Raw genomic sequence first — 15,655 nt, 5'->3', positions numbered from 1 at the left:
CGGCGCCCCACCCCCCCCCCCCCGCGCCGCGCCCCGCCCAGCCCCCCCCCGCCACACTAGCCCCCCCCCCCCGCCCGCGCCGGGCGGCCCCCCCCCCCCCCCCCCCCCCACTCCGCTCTAGACGTCGGTGACGCGGATGCCGGCGTGGGCGCCGTAGCGCTGGTTGACCGAGACCAGGTTGATCGTCAGGGCCTCCACCTGGCGGGCGTTGCGCAGCAGGCCGCCGTAGACGCCGCGCATGCCGGGCAGCCGGCCGGCGAGCTGCTGCACCAGGTCGGTGGCCTCGCGGCTGTCGCCGACCACGAGCACGTCGCCGTCGACGGTCGGCCGCGACAGGTCGCCGAGCAGCGGCGCCGAGACGTGGTGGAACGCGCCGACCACGGCGCTGTCGGGCAGCAGCCCGGCCGCCTGCTGGCAGGCGCTGCCCTCGGGGACGTCGAGCACGTAGGCGCCCAGGTCGTCCCAGCCCATCGGCACCACGCAGTCGACGACCACCTTGCCGGCCAGCGGCGTGGCCAGCCCGGCCAGGGTGCCCGCCTGCCCGGCGTACGGGACGGCGATGACGACGACGTCCGCAGCGCCGGCGACGTCGGCGTTCAGCCCGCCGCGCACGAAGACCTCCGTGCCCCCGGCGGCCGGGGCCGCGTGCGCGGTGACCGCCTCGGCCGCCGCCTCGGCCCGCTCGACCTGCCGGGAGCCCAGCAGCACCCGTTGGCCCGCGGCGGCCAGCCGCACGCCGAAGCCGCGGCCGAAGTGGCCCGTGCCCCCGAGGATCCCCACCACGAGGTCCTCGACCGACCGTCCGTCGACCACGTCGCCTCCTGTCCCGCGGCGGCCCGACCGGCCGCGCCGGGACGATCATCCCCCGCGCGGCCGGACGGCTCAGGTCGGGACCACCGACCGGTCAGCGGGAGGGGTGGCCCTCCTGCCACTCGCGGTCGGCGGCGTCGGCCTGCTCGTTGCGCTCGGCGACCCGCTCGAGCGCGTGCTCGGCCTCCTGGCGCGTCTCGAACGGGCCGAGCCGGTGCCGCTCGGCGCAGCCGTCACGCGTCTCCACCGTGTGGTGCTTGAGGCAGTAGAACCAGGGTCCGGACTCCACGGCACACCCACCCTTCATGATCGTTCCCCTGCATCGAGGGGACCATCGTGGACGTCCACGATCCGTTCCTGCAACCGGCCGGGAGCGAGGCCTCACCGGTCCACCGGCCGCGCCCGCCAGGCCCCCCGGACGCCGCGAACGACCCAGGCACTGCCGTGACCAGCGGAGCCGGACCCCGGCTCGCAACGGCAGGACCCCCCGGCTGGGGCGGCCCGCCCGTCGGATGCTGCCTGTGGGAGGGTCCCGGGCCTACCGTGCGCTCGTGGACAGCGGACCCGGCCGGGACGAGGACGCCTGGCTGTCCCGCGTCTGGGGTTGGCTCGCGACTGCAGTGGTCCTCGTCCTGCTGGTGGCGGCGGTCAGGCTGCTCAACGACACGACGGAGGGCTACATCTGGACGGGCGCGACCGCTGTGCTCGTGATCTGGTTCCGGGCGCTGGGGGTGCAGGCGAGACGCCGTCGGCGTTCCGCACATGAGAAGGCGCAGCAGTACCTGCGCTGAGTCCGCCCTGCACGTGCCTGGCCTCCCTCAGCGCGATGTCCCGAGCGACCGCAGCGCCGGGACGACGTCCTCGGTCAGCTGGGTGAGGAAGCGCTCCTGGTCGGCGCCCGGGCCGTGGAAGACCAGGTGGTCGAAGCCGGCGTCGAGGTAGGGCCGGAGCTGGGCGACCGCGTCGTCCGGGTCCGAGGCGACGATCCACCGCTGGGCGACCTGCTCGATCGGCAGCTCGTCGGCCAGCCGCTCCATCTCCACCGCCGACCCGACCGAGTGCTTCTGCTCGGGGGTGAGCGACAGCGGCGCCCAGAACCGGGTGTTCTCCAGCGCGGCCGCCGGGTCGCGGTCGTAGCTGATCTTGATCTCGATCATCCGGCCGATGCCGGCGACGTCCCGGCCGGCCTGCTCCGCCCCCTCGGCGACGGCCGGCAGCAGCTTGTCCGTGTACAGCTCCATGCCCTTGCCCGACGTGCAGATCAGCCCGTCCCCGGCCCGCCCCGCGTACTTCGCCACCACTGGCCCGCCGGCCGCGACGTACACCGGCACCGGCCGCTCCGGGCGGTCGTAGATGCGGGCGTCGACCAGCGTGTAGTACTCGCCGGAGAAGTCGACGGCGTCCTCGGTCCACAGCCGGCGCATCAGGTCGACCGACTCGCGCAGCCGGGCGAACCGCTCCTTGAACTCCGGCCACTCCCGGCCGGAGACGGCGACCTCGTTGAGCGCCTCGCCGGTGCCCGCGCCGAGCACCACCCGGTCGCCGGTGAGCAGCGCCATCGTGGCGAACGTCTGCGCCATGACCGCCGGGTTGTAGCGGAACGTGGGCGTCGTGACGCTGGTGCCGATCTGCACCCGGCGGGTGCGCTCCCCCACCGCCGCCATCCAGGTCAGCGCCGACGGCGCGTGCCCGCCCTCGTGCCGCCACGGGAGGAAGTGGTCGGACACCCAGACGCTGTCCAGGCCGACGTCCTCGGCCCGGACGGCGTACTCCACGAGGTCGCGCGGGCCGAACTGCTCCGCGGACGCCTTGTAGCCGAGCGTGAGGGGGCTGCCGTGGGTGGTCATGGGCCGATCCTCTCCCCGCCGGGCGGGACCCCGCTGACCCGGGTGTGAGAACGCTCCCGCACGCTGGGCAGTCGCGGGCACACGGTGCGTGCATCCCGCGCGCACGAACGTCTTCTCCGGCACACCGCCGCAGGGCATCCTCCGTGTCATGTCCGGGGGTGCGCGGGTGGTGTCGGGTCGGCCGCACGTGCGGCCCGGGCTGGTGCAGCGGTTCGCGGACCGCCCGGCGCCGCGCTCGGCCCGCCCCGCCGCCGCGGTCCGCGCGCGGCACGCCCGCCCGTCGCGGAGCTCCGAGCCGCGGACGGCGGCCTGGTCGCTGGCCGTGCTGCTGCTGGTCGGCGCCGCGCTGGGCACCGCCAACCTCTTCGTCGACGGCGTGCTGGACCCCGGCGCCGGGCGGGTGGTCTACGCGGTCACGATGGGCTTCCTCGCGGTGCTGGGCGGGGCCCTGCTGGCGCGCCGCCGGCTGGACCCCGCCGTCCCCGCCGTGCTGGTGGTGGTGGGCGACGCGGTCTACGTGGTGGTGGCGCTGACCACCACCGACCCCCGGCTGTACGCCCCGCCGCTGATGCTGCTGTTCTGCTGCGCGGCGGCCGCCTGGTTCCTCGGCCCGCGGGCGCTCACCGCCCACCTGCTGCTGGTGCCCGTCGGCTGCGCCATCGCGCTGGCCGGCAGCTACCCGCACACCGCCGCCCTGGTCGTGCAGGTCACCGTGAACGCGCTGGTGCTCGACGTGGTCACCCTCGGCATCTTCCTGCTGCGCCGGCGGGTGCAGCGGCTGCTCGACGAGACCCGCACGCTGTCCTCCACCGACCCGCTCACCGGGCTGGCCAACCGCCGGTCGCTGGTGGAGCAGGCGCCCCGCATCTGGCGGCAGGCGCGCCGGTCCGGTCAGCGGGTCGCCGCCCTGGTGCTCGACCTCGACCACTTCAAGCTGCTCAACGACCTGCACGGGCACGCGACCGGCGACGCCGTGCTGACCGAGGTGGCCGCCGCGCTGGCCGCGACGGTGCGCCCCAGCGACGTGCTGGCCCGCATCGGCGGCGAGGAGATGGTCGTGCTGGGGCTGGTCAGCGACCCCGACGAGTCACGGCGGCTGGCCGAGCGGCTCCGGTCCGCGGTCGCCGCCACCGCGGCGGGCGGGCGCTGGGGCGTCACCGTCTCGATCGGCGCGGCGCTGGCCCGGCCGGCCGACGGCGACCGGCCCGGCGACCTCGTCTGGCAGCTCATCGACCGGGCGGACGGCGCGATGTACGAGGCCAAGCAGTCCGGCCGCAACCGGGTGGTCGTCGCCTCGGGGGTCGCCGTCGGCTGACCGCGCCCGGTCGTTGCGAGACCGCATCGACCGGTGACTGCCCAGGTGGGCGGCGGGTCGGTCTGATGTGATGCGGGCATGACGTTGCTCAGCCCGGACCCGACCGTCACCGTGCCGCTCCCGCTGCGGGAGCAGGCCGACGTCCGCGACCGGTGGCTGACCCAGCGGCTGCTCGACGTGCTGCCGGAGCTGATGGACCGCACCGGCATCGACCTGTGGGTGGTCATCGGCCGGGAGTACAACGAGGACCCGGTGCTGGCGACGCTGCTGCCGGCCACCTGGCTGTCGGCCCGCCGGCGCACGATCCTGCTGTTCCACCGCAGCGACGACGGCGTGACCGCGGCCGCCGTCTCCCGCTACCCGGTCGGCCAGTTCCAGCCGGCCTGGGAGGCGGACGACGAGCCGGGCCTGAGCCCCGCGGAGTCGCAGTGGGCCGCCGTCCGGCGGTTCGTCGACCAGGCCGCGCCGCGCACCATCGGGATCGACGTGTCGGCCACGTTCGCGCACGCCGACGGGCTGAGCCACACCGAGCACGACCTGCTGGTGGCCGCCCTCGGCCTGCACGCGGCGAAGGTGGTGTCGGCCGAGGCGCTCGCCGTGGGCTGGCTGGAGACGCGGCTGCCGGAGGAGATCGCGGCGATGCACGCGATGAACCGGCTGGTGCACCAGGTGATCGACGAGGCCTACTCCCCTGCCGTCATCACGCCCGGCACGACCACCGCGCTGGACGTCGCCTGGTGGATCCGCCAGCGGTTCGCCGACCTGGGCGTCGACGGGTGGTTCCAGCCGACCGTGGGCCTGCAGCGGGCCGGGGTGCCGCTGGCCGACGAGCGCGGCACCGTGCTGCCCGGTGTGCCGTGGGACGCCGTCATCGAGCCCGGCGACCTGGTGCACTGCGACGTCGGCCTGTCGACGCTGGGCCTGATGACCGACACCCAGCGCAACGGCTACGTGCTGCGCCCGGGCGAGACCGCCGCCCCGGCCGGGCTGGTCGAGGCGCTGCGGGTGGGCAACCGGATGCAGGACCTCACCACCGCCGCGCTGCGCACCGGGCGCACCGGGGACGACGTGCTGCGCGCGGCGAAGGCCGCGGCGGCCGCGGAGGGCATCGACGGCGACGTCTACTCGCACCCGGTGGGCGTGCACGGCCACGGCGCCGGCCCGGCGATCGGCATGTGGGACCAGCAGGACGGCGTGCCCGGCGCCGGGGAGGCGCCCGTGCACGAGGACACCGTGTGGGCGCTGGAGCTGTGCGTGCGGGTGCCGGTCGCCGAGTGGGGCGGTCAGCTCGTGCGGATGGCGCTCGAGCAGGGCATCGCGCTCACCGCCGGCGGGGTCGAGTACCTCGACGCCCGGCAGACCGAGCTGATCCTCATCCCGGGGGCCTGAGGGCGCCCGCGGCGCGGGCGTCGGCGAGCTCGGCGCGCAGCCGGCGCACCTCCTCGGTCAGCAGGCCGACCTGCGCCAGCACCTCCGCGCGCACCCGCTCGTCGGCCCGGTCGTCGTCGGCCTGCGCGGCCTCGGCGACCCGGCCGACGAACCACGACGCGACGGCGGCGGTGACCACCCCGAGCAGGGCGATGCCGGCGACCATCAGCAGGACGGCGACCAGCCGGCCCTGGCCGGTGACCGGGTAGCGGTCGCCGTAGCCGACGGTGGTGATGGTGGTGAACGCCCACCACAGGGCGTCGCCGAAGTCGTCGATGGTCGCACCGGGGGCGCCCCGCTCGGCGTCCAGCTCGGCGAGGGCGGCCATGAAGACGACGAGCGACGCGGTGAGCGACACGTAGGCCGCCACCCGGCCGTGCAGCGAGGTGGTCAGCCGCCGGTCGATGACCCGGGCCACCCGGATCAGGCTGAGGATGCGCAGCGGCCGGAGCAGCGGCAGCAGCACGGCGACGCCGTCGATCCAGTTGGTGCGCACGAACCGCCACCGGTCGTCGGCGAGCGCCAGCCGGAGCACGTAGTCGGCGAGGAAGACCGGCCAGGCGATCAGCGTGACCACGTGCAGCGTCGCGAGCAGCCAGCCGGGCAGGTCGGGGCGGAGCACGCCCCAGGCGTAAGCGGCCACGAAGAGGGCGGCGAGGGCCACCAGCGGCCACTGGGTGGCCTCCTCGTAGCGGCGGCGGAGGGCCTCCTGCGACGTCGTCACCCGGTCAGTGTCGCCGGGTCACTTCCTGCGTGCGTCGGCGGTCGCCTCGTCGTTGGCCTTCTGCAGGGCGTGGGCGAGCTCGTCCTTGCTCATCGTCGACCGGCCCTCGATGCCGGCGTCCTTCGCCAGGTCGTACAGGTGGGCCTTGGACGCGTTCGCGTCGACGCCGCCCAGGCTCTCGAGGTCGGTGTCCCGGTTGCCCTTGGCCGACTGCTCGTCGCTGGGGCCCGTGGCGCCCTCGTCCTTCGGCTGCCAGTGGTCGCCGACCTTCTCGTGGGTGTGCTTGACCGCGCCCCACGCCACCCGGTTGGCCCGCTGCTCGTCGCCGTACGCCTCGGCGGCCGAGTCGTGCGCCTTGGCGAAGGTGCGCTGGGCCTTGGCGTCGGAGCGCTGCAGGGTGCTGGGCAGCTCGTCGGTCCGCGCGTCGCCGCCCTTGGTCGTCTTCGGCATCGTCCCTCCTCGGTCAGGGCAGGTCGGCGGTCTCTGCGGACTGCCGGTGCGCGCCCTGGGCGTCGTCCGGGTCGGCGTGCACGGTGCGCTCCTCGGACTCGGCGAGGATCACCGCGGCCTGCACCTCCGGGTCGAGCTCCTCGGTGCCGGGCGCGCCCTCCACGGAGCGCTCCTCGGGCAGCAGGCGCGCCCGGCTCTCGACGTTCTGCTCGGTGACGTTGGCGATCGCCTCGGGGGACGGGTCCTTCATGCTGGGCATGTCGCTCCCCTACCCGGTTCCCCCGGGGCAATCCCACGAAGTGCTAGAAGCGCTGCTGCTCGGTGCCGAGGCCCAGGGCCTCGGCGACGTCCTGGACGTTCTCGAACTGCCGGTGCGCGGGCAGCCGGTCGAGCGCCGAGAGCACGCCGTCGGGGGCGTTGGACTCCTGGGCCTTGGCGACCAGGGCGTCCCGGTCGGCCGGCCAGACCTCCTTGCCCAGCGCCTCGGCGATCGCGGCGCGCCGCTCGATGTCGCCGGTGTTCGTGCCGGGCGGAGTGGCTGCCTGGTGCGGGTCGGTCATCGGTCTCGCGTTCTCCTCTGTCGGTGGTCGTGCCGGGTCAGCTGGGGGTGGAGGCGTCGGTGTAGCGCAGGACGGCGGCCACCGGGATGTCACCGGGCAGGGCCGAGCGCGGGACGACGACGACGTTCGCGTCGCTGCCCACGGCGGCCCGCACGAGCGCCCGGTCGGCCGGGACGCGCGCGGCGTCGGGGACCCCGAGGGCGGCCAGGTCCTCCTGGCTGACGCCGATCTGCAGCGGGTCGGTGCCGATGAGCAGCTGCTCGTCGTCCGGCTCCTCGGCCAGGACCAGGGTCTCGACCTGCGCCTTGCGCAGCGCCTCGACGACCAGCGCGGTGCCCGTCACCGCCAGACCGTGCGTCGAGGCGGCGTTGACCTGCTCGATGACCTGGGCCTGCTCGGCGGCGTCGTTCTCGGCGACGAGCTCCTCGACGCGGCGGTCGATGCCCGAGCGGTCGGCGCCCTCCGCGCGGCCGCCCTCGTCGGTCTCCACGAGCACCGCCTGCATCCTCGGGGTCGCCCGGTCGGTGAAGATCTGCCGCGCGCGGACGTCGCCGGCGACCAGGATGAACCGCGGGTGGACCCGCTCGACCAGGGCGTCCACCTCCGCGACCACGCCGTCGACGTTCTCGACCCACACGTTCTCGGCGGTGTGCTGGAAGCGGTGGTGCGCCCAGCCGCCGACCTTGACCTTCCGCATCAGGTGCCGCTCGCCGTCCACCTGCTCCTGGATGCTGGGCAGCCCCGGGGCGGTGGCCACGGTGATGTCGGCACCGACCCGGTCGGCGACGACCACGACGTGCGGGATGCGCCCGGGCAGCGCGCGCAGCACGGTGACCAGGTCGGGCGTCGGTGACCACTCGGCGGTCTCGGTGCGGGGCGCGTCGGCCAGCGGCGCGTCGAGCAGCACAGTCCCGTCGGCGGCGACCACCACGGCGCGGCCGCGCCAGGTGCCGGGCTCGCCGCCGTCGTTGCCCTCGAGCAGCCGGCCGCGGACCGCCTCGACGACCGCCTCCGGCGCGCCCTGCTCGGTCAGCCGGTCGGCGAGCGCGCGGACCCGCAGGTCGAGCTCGCCGGCGGCGTTCTCGGTGGTGTGCGTGACGTCGGCGCACACGGTGGCCAGGGGGCCGGGGTGGTTGGTCACCGACCCCAGGAAGGTCACGTCCATGGGACGGGCAGCTCCTTCGGGTGCGTGCTGGCCAGGAACCGCGGTTCGGCTCCCGCTCGTGCCCCCCGCCTACCCACGGCCCCCTGGCTCACACCCGGTGTGTCAGGCCGGCGAGCCCGGGTAGGCGGTCCGGGACCGCCCACCACGAGCCGAGAGGAGCCGGGATGACCGAGCGCGACAGCCTCCCGCTGCCCGACTACGACCACCTGCCCGTCGGCAGCCTGCTCTCCCGCGTCCGCACCCTGGACGCCGAGGGCCTGCAGACCCTGCTCAGCTACGAGCAGTCCCACGCCAACCGCATCCAGGTGGTCCAGGCGATGAACCACCGCCTCACCGACCTCAAGGCGGGCACCCAGCCCTCCGGTGGCGACCCCGCCGCGGCGCAGCCCGAGCACGCGGCCGCCGCTGCGGGCGGGTCCCCGGTGTCCGAGGCGACCTCCGGGCCGCCGGTGAACCCGCCGTCGCACGGCGACCCGACCAACCCGGCCCAGCCCCGCTGACCCCTGATCAGTCCGGCTCGGCGGCGTTGTAGCGCTGCAGGGCCGCGGCGAAGGCGGCCAGCTCGTCCTCGCTCCACCCGGCCACCCGGCGCGCCAGCTCGGTGCGCCGGGTGGCCGCCGCCTCGTCCAGCAGCCGCCGCCCGGCCGGGGTCAGCCGCAGCACCTGCCCGCGGCCACCACCCGCCGGCCCCTGCCCCCGCACCACCAGCCCACGCCGCTCCAGGTCACCGACCTGCCGGCTCACCGTCGACTTGTCCAGCCGGAACCGGGTGGCCAGGTCGACCGCGCGGGTGCCCTCCGCGCCGTCGATCGAGCTGAGCATCGACCAGGCGACGAACGGCAGCTCCTGGCGCAGCCGCTGCGGCTGGCGCCGCACCCGCCGGGCGAACACGGTCAGCTCCCGCTGCACCGCGGCGGTCAGCTCCTCGCGCGCCACGACACCTCCCGGAATGTTGTAACGTGCAACCCGGTTATTCGAGTTGCACGTTACAACCTAATGGAGAGGGACGGCGCATGAGCGCGCACGCCGCGACCGGGGAGACCCCGACGCGCACGGTGGTCCACCACCTGCTCACCCACCTGATCGTGCCGGTGCTGCTGGCCACCGGCATGGCGCTGGCCTACCTGGGCGGGTTCCACCAGCCGCAGCCGCACGGGGTCCGGCTGGACGTCGTCGGCACCGGACCGGCCGTCGCCACCCTCGCCCAGGGCCTGCAGGACTCCCTCGGCGACGCGGCCGCGGTGCGCACGGTCCCTGACGTGGACGCGGCCCGCGACGCCCTGGCGCACCTGGACGTCGCCGGTGCCTACGTGCCCGACCCGACGTCCCCGGAGCTGCTGATCGCCAGCGCCGGCTCGGACACCACGGCCACCATCGTGGAGAAGATGCTCTCCCCCGTGGCCCTGGAGCAGGGGCTGCCGCTGCGCATCACCGACGTCGTGCCGACCGCCGCCACCGACCCGACCGGCCAGGGTGCGTTCTTCTACCTGGTCGCCCTCTCGGTGGGCGGGTACAGCTCCGCCATCGCGATCGGCGCCGCCGGCGCGCGGCTGCGGATGCGCCACCGGCTCGCCTTCGGGGTGGGCGTGGCGGCGCTCATCTCCGCCATCGCCACCGTGGTCGCCGGCCCGCTGTACGGCGCGCTGCCCAGCGGCGCCCTGGCGATCGGCTTCCTCTCCTGGCTGTACGTCACCGCGGTCGTCTGGATCGGCGTGGGGCTGCACTCCCTGATCGGCCGGTGGACGACGCTCGCGGTCACGGCGCTGTTCGTGATGCTGAACTTCACCTCCGCCGGCGGGGTGTTCGCGCCGGAGGTGCAGCCGGGCTTCTTCTCCGCGCTGCACAGCTTCTGGATCGGCTCGGGCCTGGTCGAGGCCGCCCGGCGGATCACGTACTTCCCCGCGCTCGGCATCGGTGGCCAGGTGCTCACCATCGCGCTGTGGGCGGTCGCCGGCCTGGCGCTCGCCGCGGTCGCCGGCCTGACCGAGCAGCGCCGCCGCGCGGCCGCCACGACGCGGGCGGCGGACGCCGTCGCCCCGGCCGCCGCTGCCACCGCGGCAGCCCCCGCGCCCGTCGTCCGCGAGGAGCAGGTCGACGCCGGCGCCGCGGAGACCGAGGCCGAGGAGGAGATCGAGGAGACCGTCGCCGTCTGACGGTCAGGCGCGCTCCGCGCCCAGCAGCCGCAGCAGCACCCGCGCGTCCCCCGGCCAGGCTCCCAGCAGCACCGACCGGGGGACGCGGCGCGCGGCGTAGCGGAACGCCAGCGCCACCACGACCACGTCGTCCAGCGGGCCGATCACCGGCAGGAACTCCGGGATCAGGTCGATCGGCGACAGCACCCACAGCCCGGCGACCAGCAGCGCGACCTTCGCCCGGCGCGGCACGTCGGGGTGCCGGCGCAGCCGGCGGACGGTGGTGACGCAGGCGGGGAGGAAGCCCGCGAGCTCGCGCAGCGGGCCGGGCGGCAGCCGCCGGGCCAGCAGCACCAGCACCGCCCAGCTGAGCAGGACGACGAGCACGGCCAGCGCGGTCGCGGTCAGCCAGGTGCGCACGCCCCCATCGTGACCGGTCAGTCGGCGGCGGGTGCCACCAGCTCCTGCCGGCCGATGACCGCGAGCAGCTCGAGCTGCCCGACGGCCGGGCTGCCCGGCGGGGCGGTGAAGAACAGCAGCCGCTGCCGGCCGTCCTCGCTGAACAGCCGCTGGCAGTCCAGCTCCAGGACGCCGAGCGCCGGGTGCACGATCCGCTTGCGCACCGACCGGCGGACGGCGACGTCCCCGGTGTCCCACAGCTCGGCGAACTCCGCGCTCGCCGCGCGCAGCCCGGCCACGAACGCGGCGGCGCCCGCGTCCCGGCCACGCCGGGCCACCGCCGCGCGCAGGTCGGCGACGAACTCCCGGGAGTGCCGGGGGTGGTCCTCGGCCGGGTAGACCGCCCGGGCGTCCGGCTCGGTGAACCACCGGTGCACGAAGCTCGCCGCGGGCCCGGTGCGGGCGGGTGGCTCCCCCAGCAAGGCGGCGCCCAGCCGGTTCTGCGCCAGCGTCTCGTCGAGGTCGGTGATGATGCGCGCGGGGGTGCCGGTCAGCCGGTCCAGCAGCGCGAGCATCGCCGGCTGCACGTGGTCGGTGCCGGCGCCGGCGGCCGGCGGCGGCTGCCCGGCGAGGTGGAACAGGTGGTCGCGCTCGTCGGTGCTCAGCCGCAGCGCCCGGGCCAGCGCGGCGAGCACCTGCGGCGAGGGGTGCGCGCCGCGGCCGCGCTCCAGCTCGGTGTAGTAGTCGACCGACACCCCGGCCAGGGTGGCCACCTCGTCGCGCCGCAGGCCGGGCACCCGGCGCCGCGGCCCGGTCGGCAACCCGACCTCCGCCGGCCGGACCCGTGCCCGGCGTGAGGCGAGGTAGGCGCCGAGCTCCGCTGCGTCCACCGGGCCAGTCTGCGGACCCCGGCGCCGCGGAGCCAGGGGCTGCCGTCCCCCGGGTGCGCAGGGCCTGGTTGCGCTCGTCCGGCGGCGGGACGCTGGGGTGATGACCGAGAACGCATCGACAACCGGGCAGCGCGTCGCCGTCGTCACCGGCGGCTCGCGGGGCATCGGCCGGGCCGTCGCGGGCCGGCTGGCCGGCGACGGGTTCGCCGTCGTCGTCGGCTACGCGGGCAACCGGGCGGCAGCCGAGGACGCCGTCGCCGAGGTCACCGCGGCGGGCGGCCGGGCGGTCGCCGTGCGCGCCGACGTCGCGGACGAGCAGGCCGTGGCCGCCGTGTTCGACGCCGCCGAGCGGGAGTTCGGCGGCGTCGACGTGGTGGTGCACGCCGCCGGCCGGATGGCGCTGGCGCCGCTGGCCGAGCTCGACCTCGCCGACCTCGACGCCACCTACCGCACCAACGTCCGCGGCTCGTTCGTGGTGGCCCAGCAGGCGGTGCGCCGGCTGCGCCGCGGCGGCGCGCTGGTGCTGTTCTCCACCTCCGTGGTCGGCCGGCCGCTGCCCGGCTACGGCGCCTACGCGGCCAGCAAGGCGGCGGTCGAGGGGCTGACCACCGTGCTCGCCAAGGAGCTCCGCGGGCGCGACGTCACCGTCAACGCGGTCGCCCCCGGGCCCACCGCCACCGACCTCTTCCTCGACGGCAAGAGCGACGAGCTGGTCGCCCGGCTGGCCGCGGAACCGCCGATGGAGCGGCTGGGCACCCCGGCCGACATCGCCGCGGTCGTCTCCTTCCTCGCCGGTCCGGACGGCCGGTGGGTGCACGGGCAGACCCTCCGCGCCAACGGGGGGCTGGTGTGAGCTCGGCCTGAGCCGGTCCCGGTCGCCCGGCTCAGCCGGGCGCGGGGAGGCCGGAGGGCGCCGCGTGCTCCACGACCTCCTCCGTGTCGGCCTGGGCGTGCACCGCGGCGCCCAGCCCGAGGCCGACGACCAGCAGCACCGCGAGGAGCACGGCCGGGCGCTGCCGCGGGGCCGGCGCGAGCAGCGCCTCGACCCGCTGCACCACCCGCGAGCCCCCGGCCCCCAGCGCGACCGCGGCCCACGGTGCGCGGACCGGTCGCAGGGCGCGGAGCCCGGACCGGGCCAGCGACCGCGCGACGGCCGCCCGGTCGCCCAGCTCCGCCGCGGCGACCTCGTCGGCCCACCGCTCGGTCGCGAACCGCACCGCGGCCGGCACCCGCACCTGCCACGGGTCCAGCGCGGCGGCGAGCTCGGCCAGCAGCCGGTACAGGTGGTGGCGGTGGACCAGGTGCGCCCGCTCGTGCGCCAGCAGCGCCCGCCGCTCGGCCGGGGGCAGCGCAGCGAGCTGGGCCCGGGAGACGAGCACCCGGCCGCCCGCACCGGGCACCGCCACGGCCGCGACGTCCTCGTCGAGCACCACCAGCCGGCCCGGGCCCCCGCCGAGCTCCCGGCACAGCGCCCGCGCGGCGCGCACCGCGCCGACCCGGGCGACGGTGAGCCGCACCGTCCGCCCGGCGGCCACCGCGAGGAGGGCGAGCGCCAGGACGGCGACGACTGCGGGCACCGGGCTGGCCGCGGCCAGGGCGCCGGCCGACCAGTGCCCCCGGTCGGCCACCACCGGCACCCGCGCGACGAGCAGGAAGGCCAGCACGGCCAGCGCCGAGGCGCTCGCCAGCGCCGCTCCCAGACCACCGGCGGCCAGCAGCCGGCTGGCGGTCGCCGGAGGCAGCCGGCGCGCGAGCCGGGGAGCCAGCCCGCCGAGGACGGCGCTGGCGAGGAAGGGGCAGTAGACGGCGACGTGCACGGTCAGCGCCCGTCCGCCGGCGGCCGCTCGGCCTCCGCCAGCAGCCGCTGCAGCACCGGCACGTCGGCCGGCTCCAGCTCGTCGAGGAAGCGGGCCAGCACCGCCGTCCGGTCCGTGCCGCCGTCGAGCAGCCGGCGCATCCGGCGTGCCGCCGCCGTGGGTCCGTCGGCCGGCGCGTAGGCGTACGCGCGGCCGGACCGCTCCCGGGTGACGGCGTCCTTGGCGTGCAGGCGGCTGAGCGTGGTCATCACCGTCGTGTAGGCCAGGTCGCGGCCGAGCGCGGCCTGCACCTCGCCCGGCGTGAGCGGCTGCCCGGCTGCGGCCAGGGCAGCGAGCACCTCGTTCTCCAGGTCACCCCGCCCCATCGGCCCTCCCGTTGCTACTACGTCGATCGTAGTTGTTGAGCTACAGTCCGGTCCAGTGTCCCCGCCCGGACGGCGGTGGGGCAGGACCGGAGGTGCGCTCGTGGACTGGTGGGACTCGGTGGTCCTGGGCGTGGTGGAGGGCCTGACGGAGTTCCTGCCCGTCTCCAGCACCGGCCACCTCACGATCGTGGAGCGGCTGCTGCGCCTGCCGGTCGACGACCCCGGGGTCACCGCCTTCACCGCGATCATCCAGGTGGGCGCCATCCTCGCCGTGATCGGCTACTTCCGCGCCGACGTCGGCCGGCTGGTCGCCGGGTTCGCCCGCGGGCTCGGCTCGGCGGAGGCCCGGCGGACCGCCGCCTGGCGCGAGGCGCTGGCCGTCGTCGTGGGCACCGTGCCCATCGGGGTCGTCGGCCTGCTCACCAAGGACCTCGTCTCCGGCCCGCTGCGCAGCCTCTGGGTGGTGGCCGGCGGGCTGGTCGGCTGGAGCGCCGTCATGGTGGTCGCCGAGCGCCGGGCCCGGCAGGACCGGGCCGAGGGGTCGGTCACCCTGGTCGACGCGCTGGTGGTCGGGCTGGTGCAGTGCGCCGCGCTGGTGCCCGGGGTCTCCCGGTCCGGCGCGACGATCAGCGCCGAGCTGCTGCGCGGCATCGACCGGGTCAGCGCCACCCGGCTGTCGTTCCTGCTGTCGATCCCCGCGCTGGTCGCGGCAGGCGGGCTGGAGGCGGCGAGCGAGGGCGGCAACGTCGCGGCCACCGTCGGCTGGGGGCCCACCCTGCTGGCCACCGCGGTGAGCCTCGTCGTCGCCTGGGCGTCGATCGCCTGGCTGCTGCGGCTGGTCGCCGGCCACCCCATCACCGTGTTCGTCGGTTACCGCGTCGCCCTGGGCGTCGCGCTCGCCGTCGCCCTCGCCGCGGGCTGGCTCGCGGCGACCTGACCCGTTCCCGAGGAGGACCACCATGGCGCTGCCCCCGCCCATCGACGACCTGGTGGCCGAGGCCACCGGGCGGCGTGCCCGGCAGGACGCCGTCGTCCCGCCCACCGGCGGCCCGGCGGGCAACGCCCGGCTCACCGCCTGGACCGGCGTCCTGCTGCTGGCGCTCACCTGCGCCGAGCTGGTCACCCTCCTCGACGTCAGCGGGCTGATCAGCTGGCACGTCGCGATCGGCGCGCTGCTGGTGCCCGTCGCGCTGCTGAAGACGGCGAGCACCTCGTGGCGGATCGTGCGCTACTACACCGGCCACCGGCCCTACCGGGCCGCCGGCCCCCCACCGCTGCTGCTGCGGGTGCTGGGGCCGCTGGTCGTGGCCTCGACCCTGGGGCTGCTCGCGTCGGGCATCGTGCTGGTGTCGGTCGGCGACGACCGCGGGCACCGGACGCTGTTCACCGCGCTGGGCCGGCGGGTCGACCTGGTGACCGTGCACCAGGCACTGTTCATCGCGTTCGCCGTCTGCGCAGGCCTCCACCTGCTGGCCCGGGCGGTCCGCGCGGTCGAGCTGCTCACCGGGCGGGCCACCCGCGGCCCCGGCGGGCGGACCGGGGTGCCCGGCCGGCTCGGCCGGCTGGGGGCGCTCACCGCCGCCGCGGTCGCGGCCCTGGTCGCGGTGGTGCTGCTGCTGCCGCAGGCGTCCGGCTGGCACGACGGCGGGGACGACGGCGACGGCGGGCCGCCCGGGGCGCACGCCGCCGTGCACCGACCTCCCAACGGGTGAACCCGGCCGGGGCGACTCACCGTGCACGACCGGATGGCCGA

General features: G+C 76.4%; 20 protein-coding genes and 1 pseudogene. 8 read left to right on the top strand and 13 right to left on the bottom strand.

Annotation, left to right across the window (positions count from 1 at the left end):
• Window positions 1–117: 117 nt before the first annotated feature.
• Complete coding sequence (gene npdG, locus AB0J00_RS11790; RefSeq protein ID WP_357744283.1) at window positions 118–813, bottom strand: NADPH-dependent F420 reductase; 696 nt, start codon at window positions 811–813, stop codon at window positions 118–120.
• 91 nt (window positions 814–904) lie between these two features.
• Window positions 905–1,099, bottom strand: a complete 195-nt coding sequence (locus tag AB0J00_RS11785) for a hypothetical protein (RefSeq protein ID WP_357744281.1) — start codon at window positions 1,097–1,099, stop codon at window positions 905–907.
• A gap of 262 nt (window positions 1,100–1,361) precedes the next feature.
• On the opposite strand from AB0J00_RS11785, the gene AB0J00_RS11780 reads away from it, so the two are divergent.
• Complete coding sequence (locus AB0J00_RS11780; protein ID WP_357744279.1) at window positions 1,362–1,601, top strand: hypothetical protein; 240 nt, start codon at window positions 1,362–1,364, stop codon at window positions 1,599–1,601.
• A 27-nt stretch (window positions 1,602–1,628) separates the two neighbouring features.
• Here AB0J00_RS11780 and fgd read toward each other — a convergent pair whose 3' ends face one another.
• Complete coding sequence (fgd, locus tag AB0J00_RS11775) at window positions 1,629–2,657, bottom strand: glucose-6-phosphate dehydrogenase (coenzyme-F420) (RefSeq protein ID WP_357744277.1); 1,029 nt, start codon at window positions 2,655–2,657, stop codon at window positions 1,629–1,631.
• 148 nt (window positions 2,658–2,805) lie between these two features.
• Here fgd and AB0J00_RS11770 point away from each other — a divergent pair, with 148 nt between their 5' ends.
• The gene (locus tag AB0J00_RS11770) at window positions 2,806–3,972 is read left to right on the top strand and encodes a GGDEF domain-containing protein (protein WP_357744275.1); all 1,167 of its coding nucleotides are present in this window, start codon (window positions 2,806–2,808) and stop codon (window positions 3,970–3,972) included.
• Between the two features lie 78 nt (window positions 3,973–4,050).
• The gene (locus tag AB0J00_RS11765; RefSeq protein WP_357744273.1) at window positions 4,051–5,361 is read left to right on the top strand and encodes a M24 family metallopeptidase; all 1,311 of its coding nucleotides are present in this window, start codon (window positions 4,051–4,053) and stop codon (window positions 5,359–5,361) included.
• Here AB0J00_RS11765 and AB0J00_RS11760 read toward each other — a convergent pair.
• The 5 genes from AB0J00_RS11760 to AB0J00_RS11740 are packed head-to-tail and all read right to left on the bottom strand — an operon-like array spanning window position 5,345 to window position 8,299.
• Window positions 5,345–6,124 carry an ion channel gene (locus AB0J00_RS11760; RefSeq protein WP_357744271.1) on the bottom strand — a complete coding sequence of 260 codons (780 nt, stop codon included), beginning with the start codon at window positions 6,122–6,124 and terminating at the stop codon, window positions 5,345–5,347. The two genes, AB0J00_RS11765 and AB0J00_RS11760, sit on opposite strands and share 17 nt — an antisense overlap.
• An 18-nt stretch (window positions 6,125–6,142) precedes the next feature.
• Entirely contained in the window at window positions 6,143–6,574 is a 432-nt protein-coding gene (locus AB0J00_RS11755) for a ChaB family protein (protein ID WP_357744269.1), read from the bottom strand.
• 13 nt (window positions 6,575–6,587) lie between these two features.
• Complete coding sequence (locus AB0J00_RS11750) at window positions 6,588–6,833, bottom strand: hypothetical protein (protein ID WP_357744268.1); 246 nt, start codon at window positions 6,831–6,833, stop codon at window positions 6,588–6,590.
• A 43-nt stretch (window positions 6,834–6,876) separates the two neighbouring features.
• Window positions 6,877–7,134 (bottom strand): DUF2795 domain-containing protein, encoded by a 258-nt coding sequence (locus AB0J00_RS11745; RefSeq protein WP_357744266.1) that lies wholly within the window; start codon window positions 7,132–7,134, stop codon window positions 6,877–6,879.
• 37 nt (window positions 7,135–7,171) lie between these two features.
• Entirely contained in the window at window positions 7,172–8,299 is a 1,128-nt protein-coding gene (locus AB0J00_RS11740; RefSeq protein WP_357744264.1) for a Vms1/Ankzf1 family peptidyl-tRNA hydrolase, read from the bottom strand.
• A 164-nt stretch (window positions 8,300–8,463) separates the two neighbouring features.
• On the opposite strand from AB0J00_RS11740, the gene AB0J00_RS11735 reads away from it, so the two are divergent.
• A complete protein-coding gene (locus tag AB0J00_RS11735; protein ID WP_357744262.1) occupies window positions 8,464–8,799 on the top strand; it encodes a hypothetical protein in 336 nt (111 codons plus the stop codon).
• 7 nt (window positions 8,800–8,806) lie between these two features.
• On the opposite strand, the gene AB0J00_RS11730 is transcribed toward AB0J00_RS11735, so the two are convergent.
• Window positions 8,807–9,235 (bottom strand): MarR family transcriptional regulator, encoded by a 429-nt coding sequence (locus AB0J00_RS11730; RefSeq protein ID WP_357744260.1) that lies wholly within the window; start codon window positions 9,233–9,235, stop codon window positions 8,807–8,809.
• A 77-nt stretch (window positions 9,236–9,312) separates the two neighbouring features.
• Here AB0J00_RS11730 and AB0J00_RS11725 point away from each other — a divergent pair, with 77 nt between their 5' ends.
• A complete protein-coding gene (locus AB0J00_RS11725) occupies window positions 9,313–10,452 on the top strand; it encodes a hypothetical protein (RefSeq protein WP_357744258.1) in 1,140 nt (379 codons plus the stop codon).
• 108 nt (window positions 10,453–10,560) lie between these two features.
• Here AB0J00_RS11725 and AB0J00_RS11720 read toward each other — a convergent pair.
• Both AB0J00_RS11720 and AB0J00_RS11715 read right to left on the bottom strand, forming a co-directional pair.
• Window positions 10,561–10,785, bottom strand: a pseudogene (locus AB0J00_RS11720) (DUF1232 domain-containing protein); the annotation flags it as partial.
• A gap of 83 nt (window positions 10,786–10,868) precedes the next feature.
• Entirely contained in the window at window positions 10,869–11,720 is an 852-nt protein-coding gene (locus AB0J00_RS11715) for a helix-turn-helix transcriptional regulator (RefSeq protein ID WP_357744256.1), read from the bottom strand.
• Between the two features lie 100 nt (window positions 11,721–11,820).
• Here AB0J00_RS11715 and AB0J00_RS11710 point away from each other — a divergent pair, with 100 nt between their 5' ends.
• A complete protein-coding gene (locus tag AB0J00_RS11710; protein ID WP_357744254.1) occupies window positions 11,821–12,573 on the top strand; it encodes an SDR family oxidoreductase in 753 nt (250 codons plus the stop codon).
• A gap of 31 nt (window positions 12,574–12,604) precedes the next feature.
• On the opposite strand, the gene AB0J00_RS11705 is transcribed toward AB0J00_RS11710, so the two are convergent.
• Both AB0J00_RS11705 and AB0J00_RS11700 read right to left on the bottom strand, forming a co-directional pair.
• Window positions 12,605–13,537, bottom strand: a complete 933-nt coding sequence (locus tag AB0J00_RS11705; RefSeq protein ID WP_357744252.1) for a M48 family metalloprotease — start codon at window positions 13,535–13,537, stop codon at window positions 12,605–12,607.
• A gap of 2 nt (window positions 13,538–13,539) precedes the next feature.
• Window positions 13,540–13,902 carry a BlaI/MecI/CopY family transcriptional regulator gene (locus AB0J00_RS11700; RefSeq protein WP_357744250.1) on the bottom strand — a complete coding sequence of 121 codons (363 nt, stop codon included), beginning with the start codon at window positions 13,900–13,902 and terminating at the stop codon, window positions 13,540–13,542.
• Between the two features lie 100 nt (window positions 13,903–14,002).
• Between AB0J00_RS11700 and AB0J00_RS11695 the strand changes: the two genes are divergently transcribed.
• Window positions 14,003–14,839, top strand: coding sequence for an undecaprenyl-diphosphate phosphatase (locus tag AB0J00_RS11695; RefSeq protein ID WP_357744248.1), 837 nt, complete (start codon window positions 14,003–14,005; stop codon window positions 14,837–14,839).
• Between the two features lie 22 nt (window positions 14,840–14,861).
• Entirely contained in the window at window positions 14,862–15,614 is a 753-nt protein-coding gene (locus AB0J00_RS11690; protein WP_357744246.1) for a hypothetical protein, read from the top strand.
• Window positions 15,615–15,655 lie beyond the last annotated feature (41 nt).

The organism is Modestobacter sp. NPDC049651, assembly GCF_040659695.1.
GTDB lineage: Bacteria > Actinomycetota > Actinomycetes > Mycobacteriales > Geodermatophilaceae > Modestobacter.
Note: the sequence above shows the minus strand (reverse complement) of the source record. Positions and strands in the feature narration are given on the sequence as shown.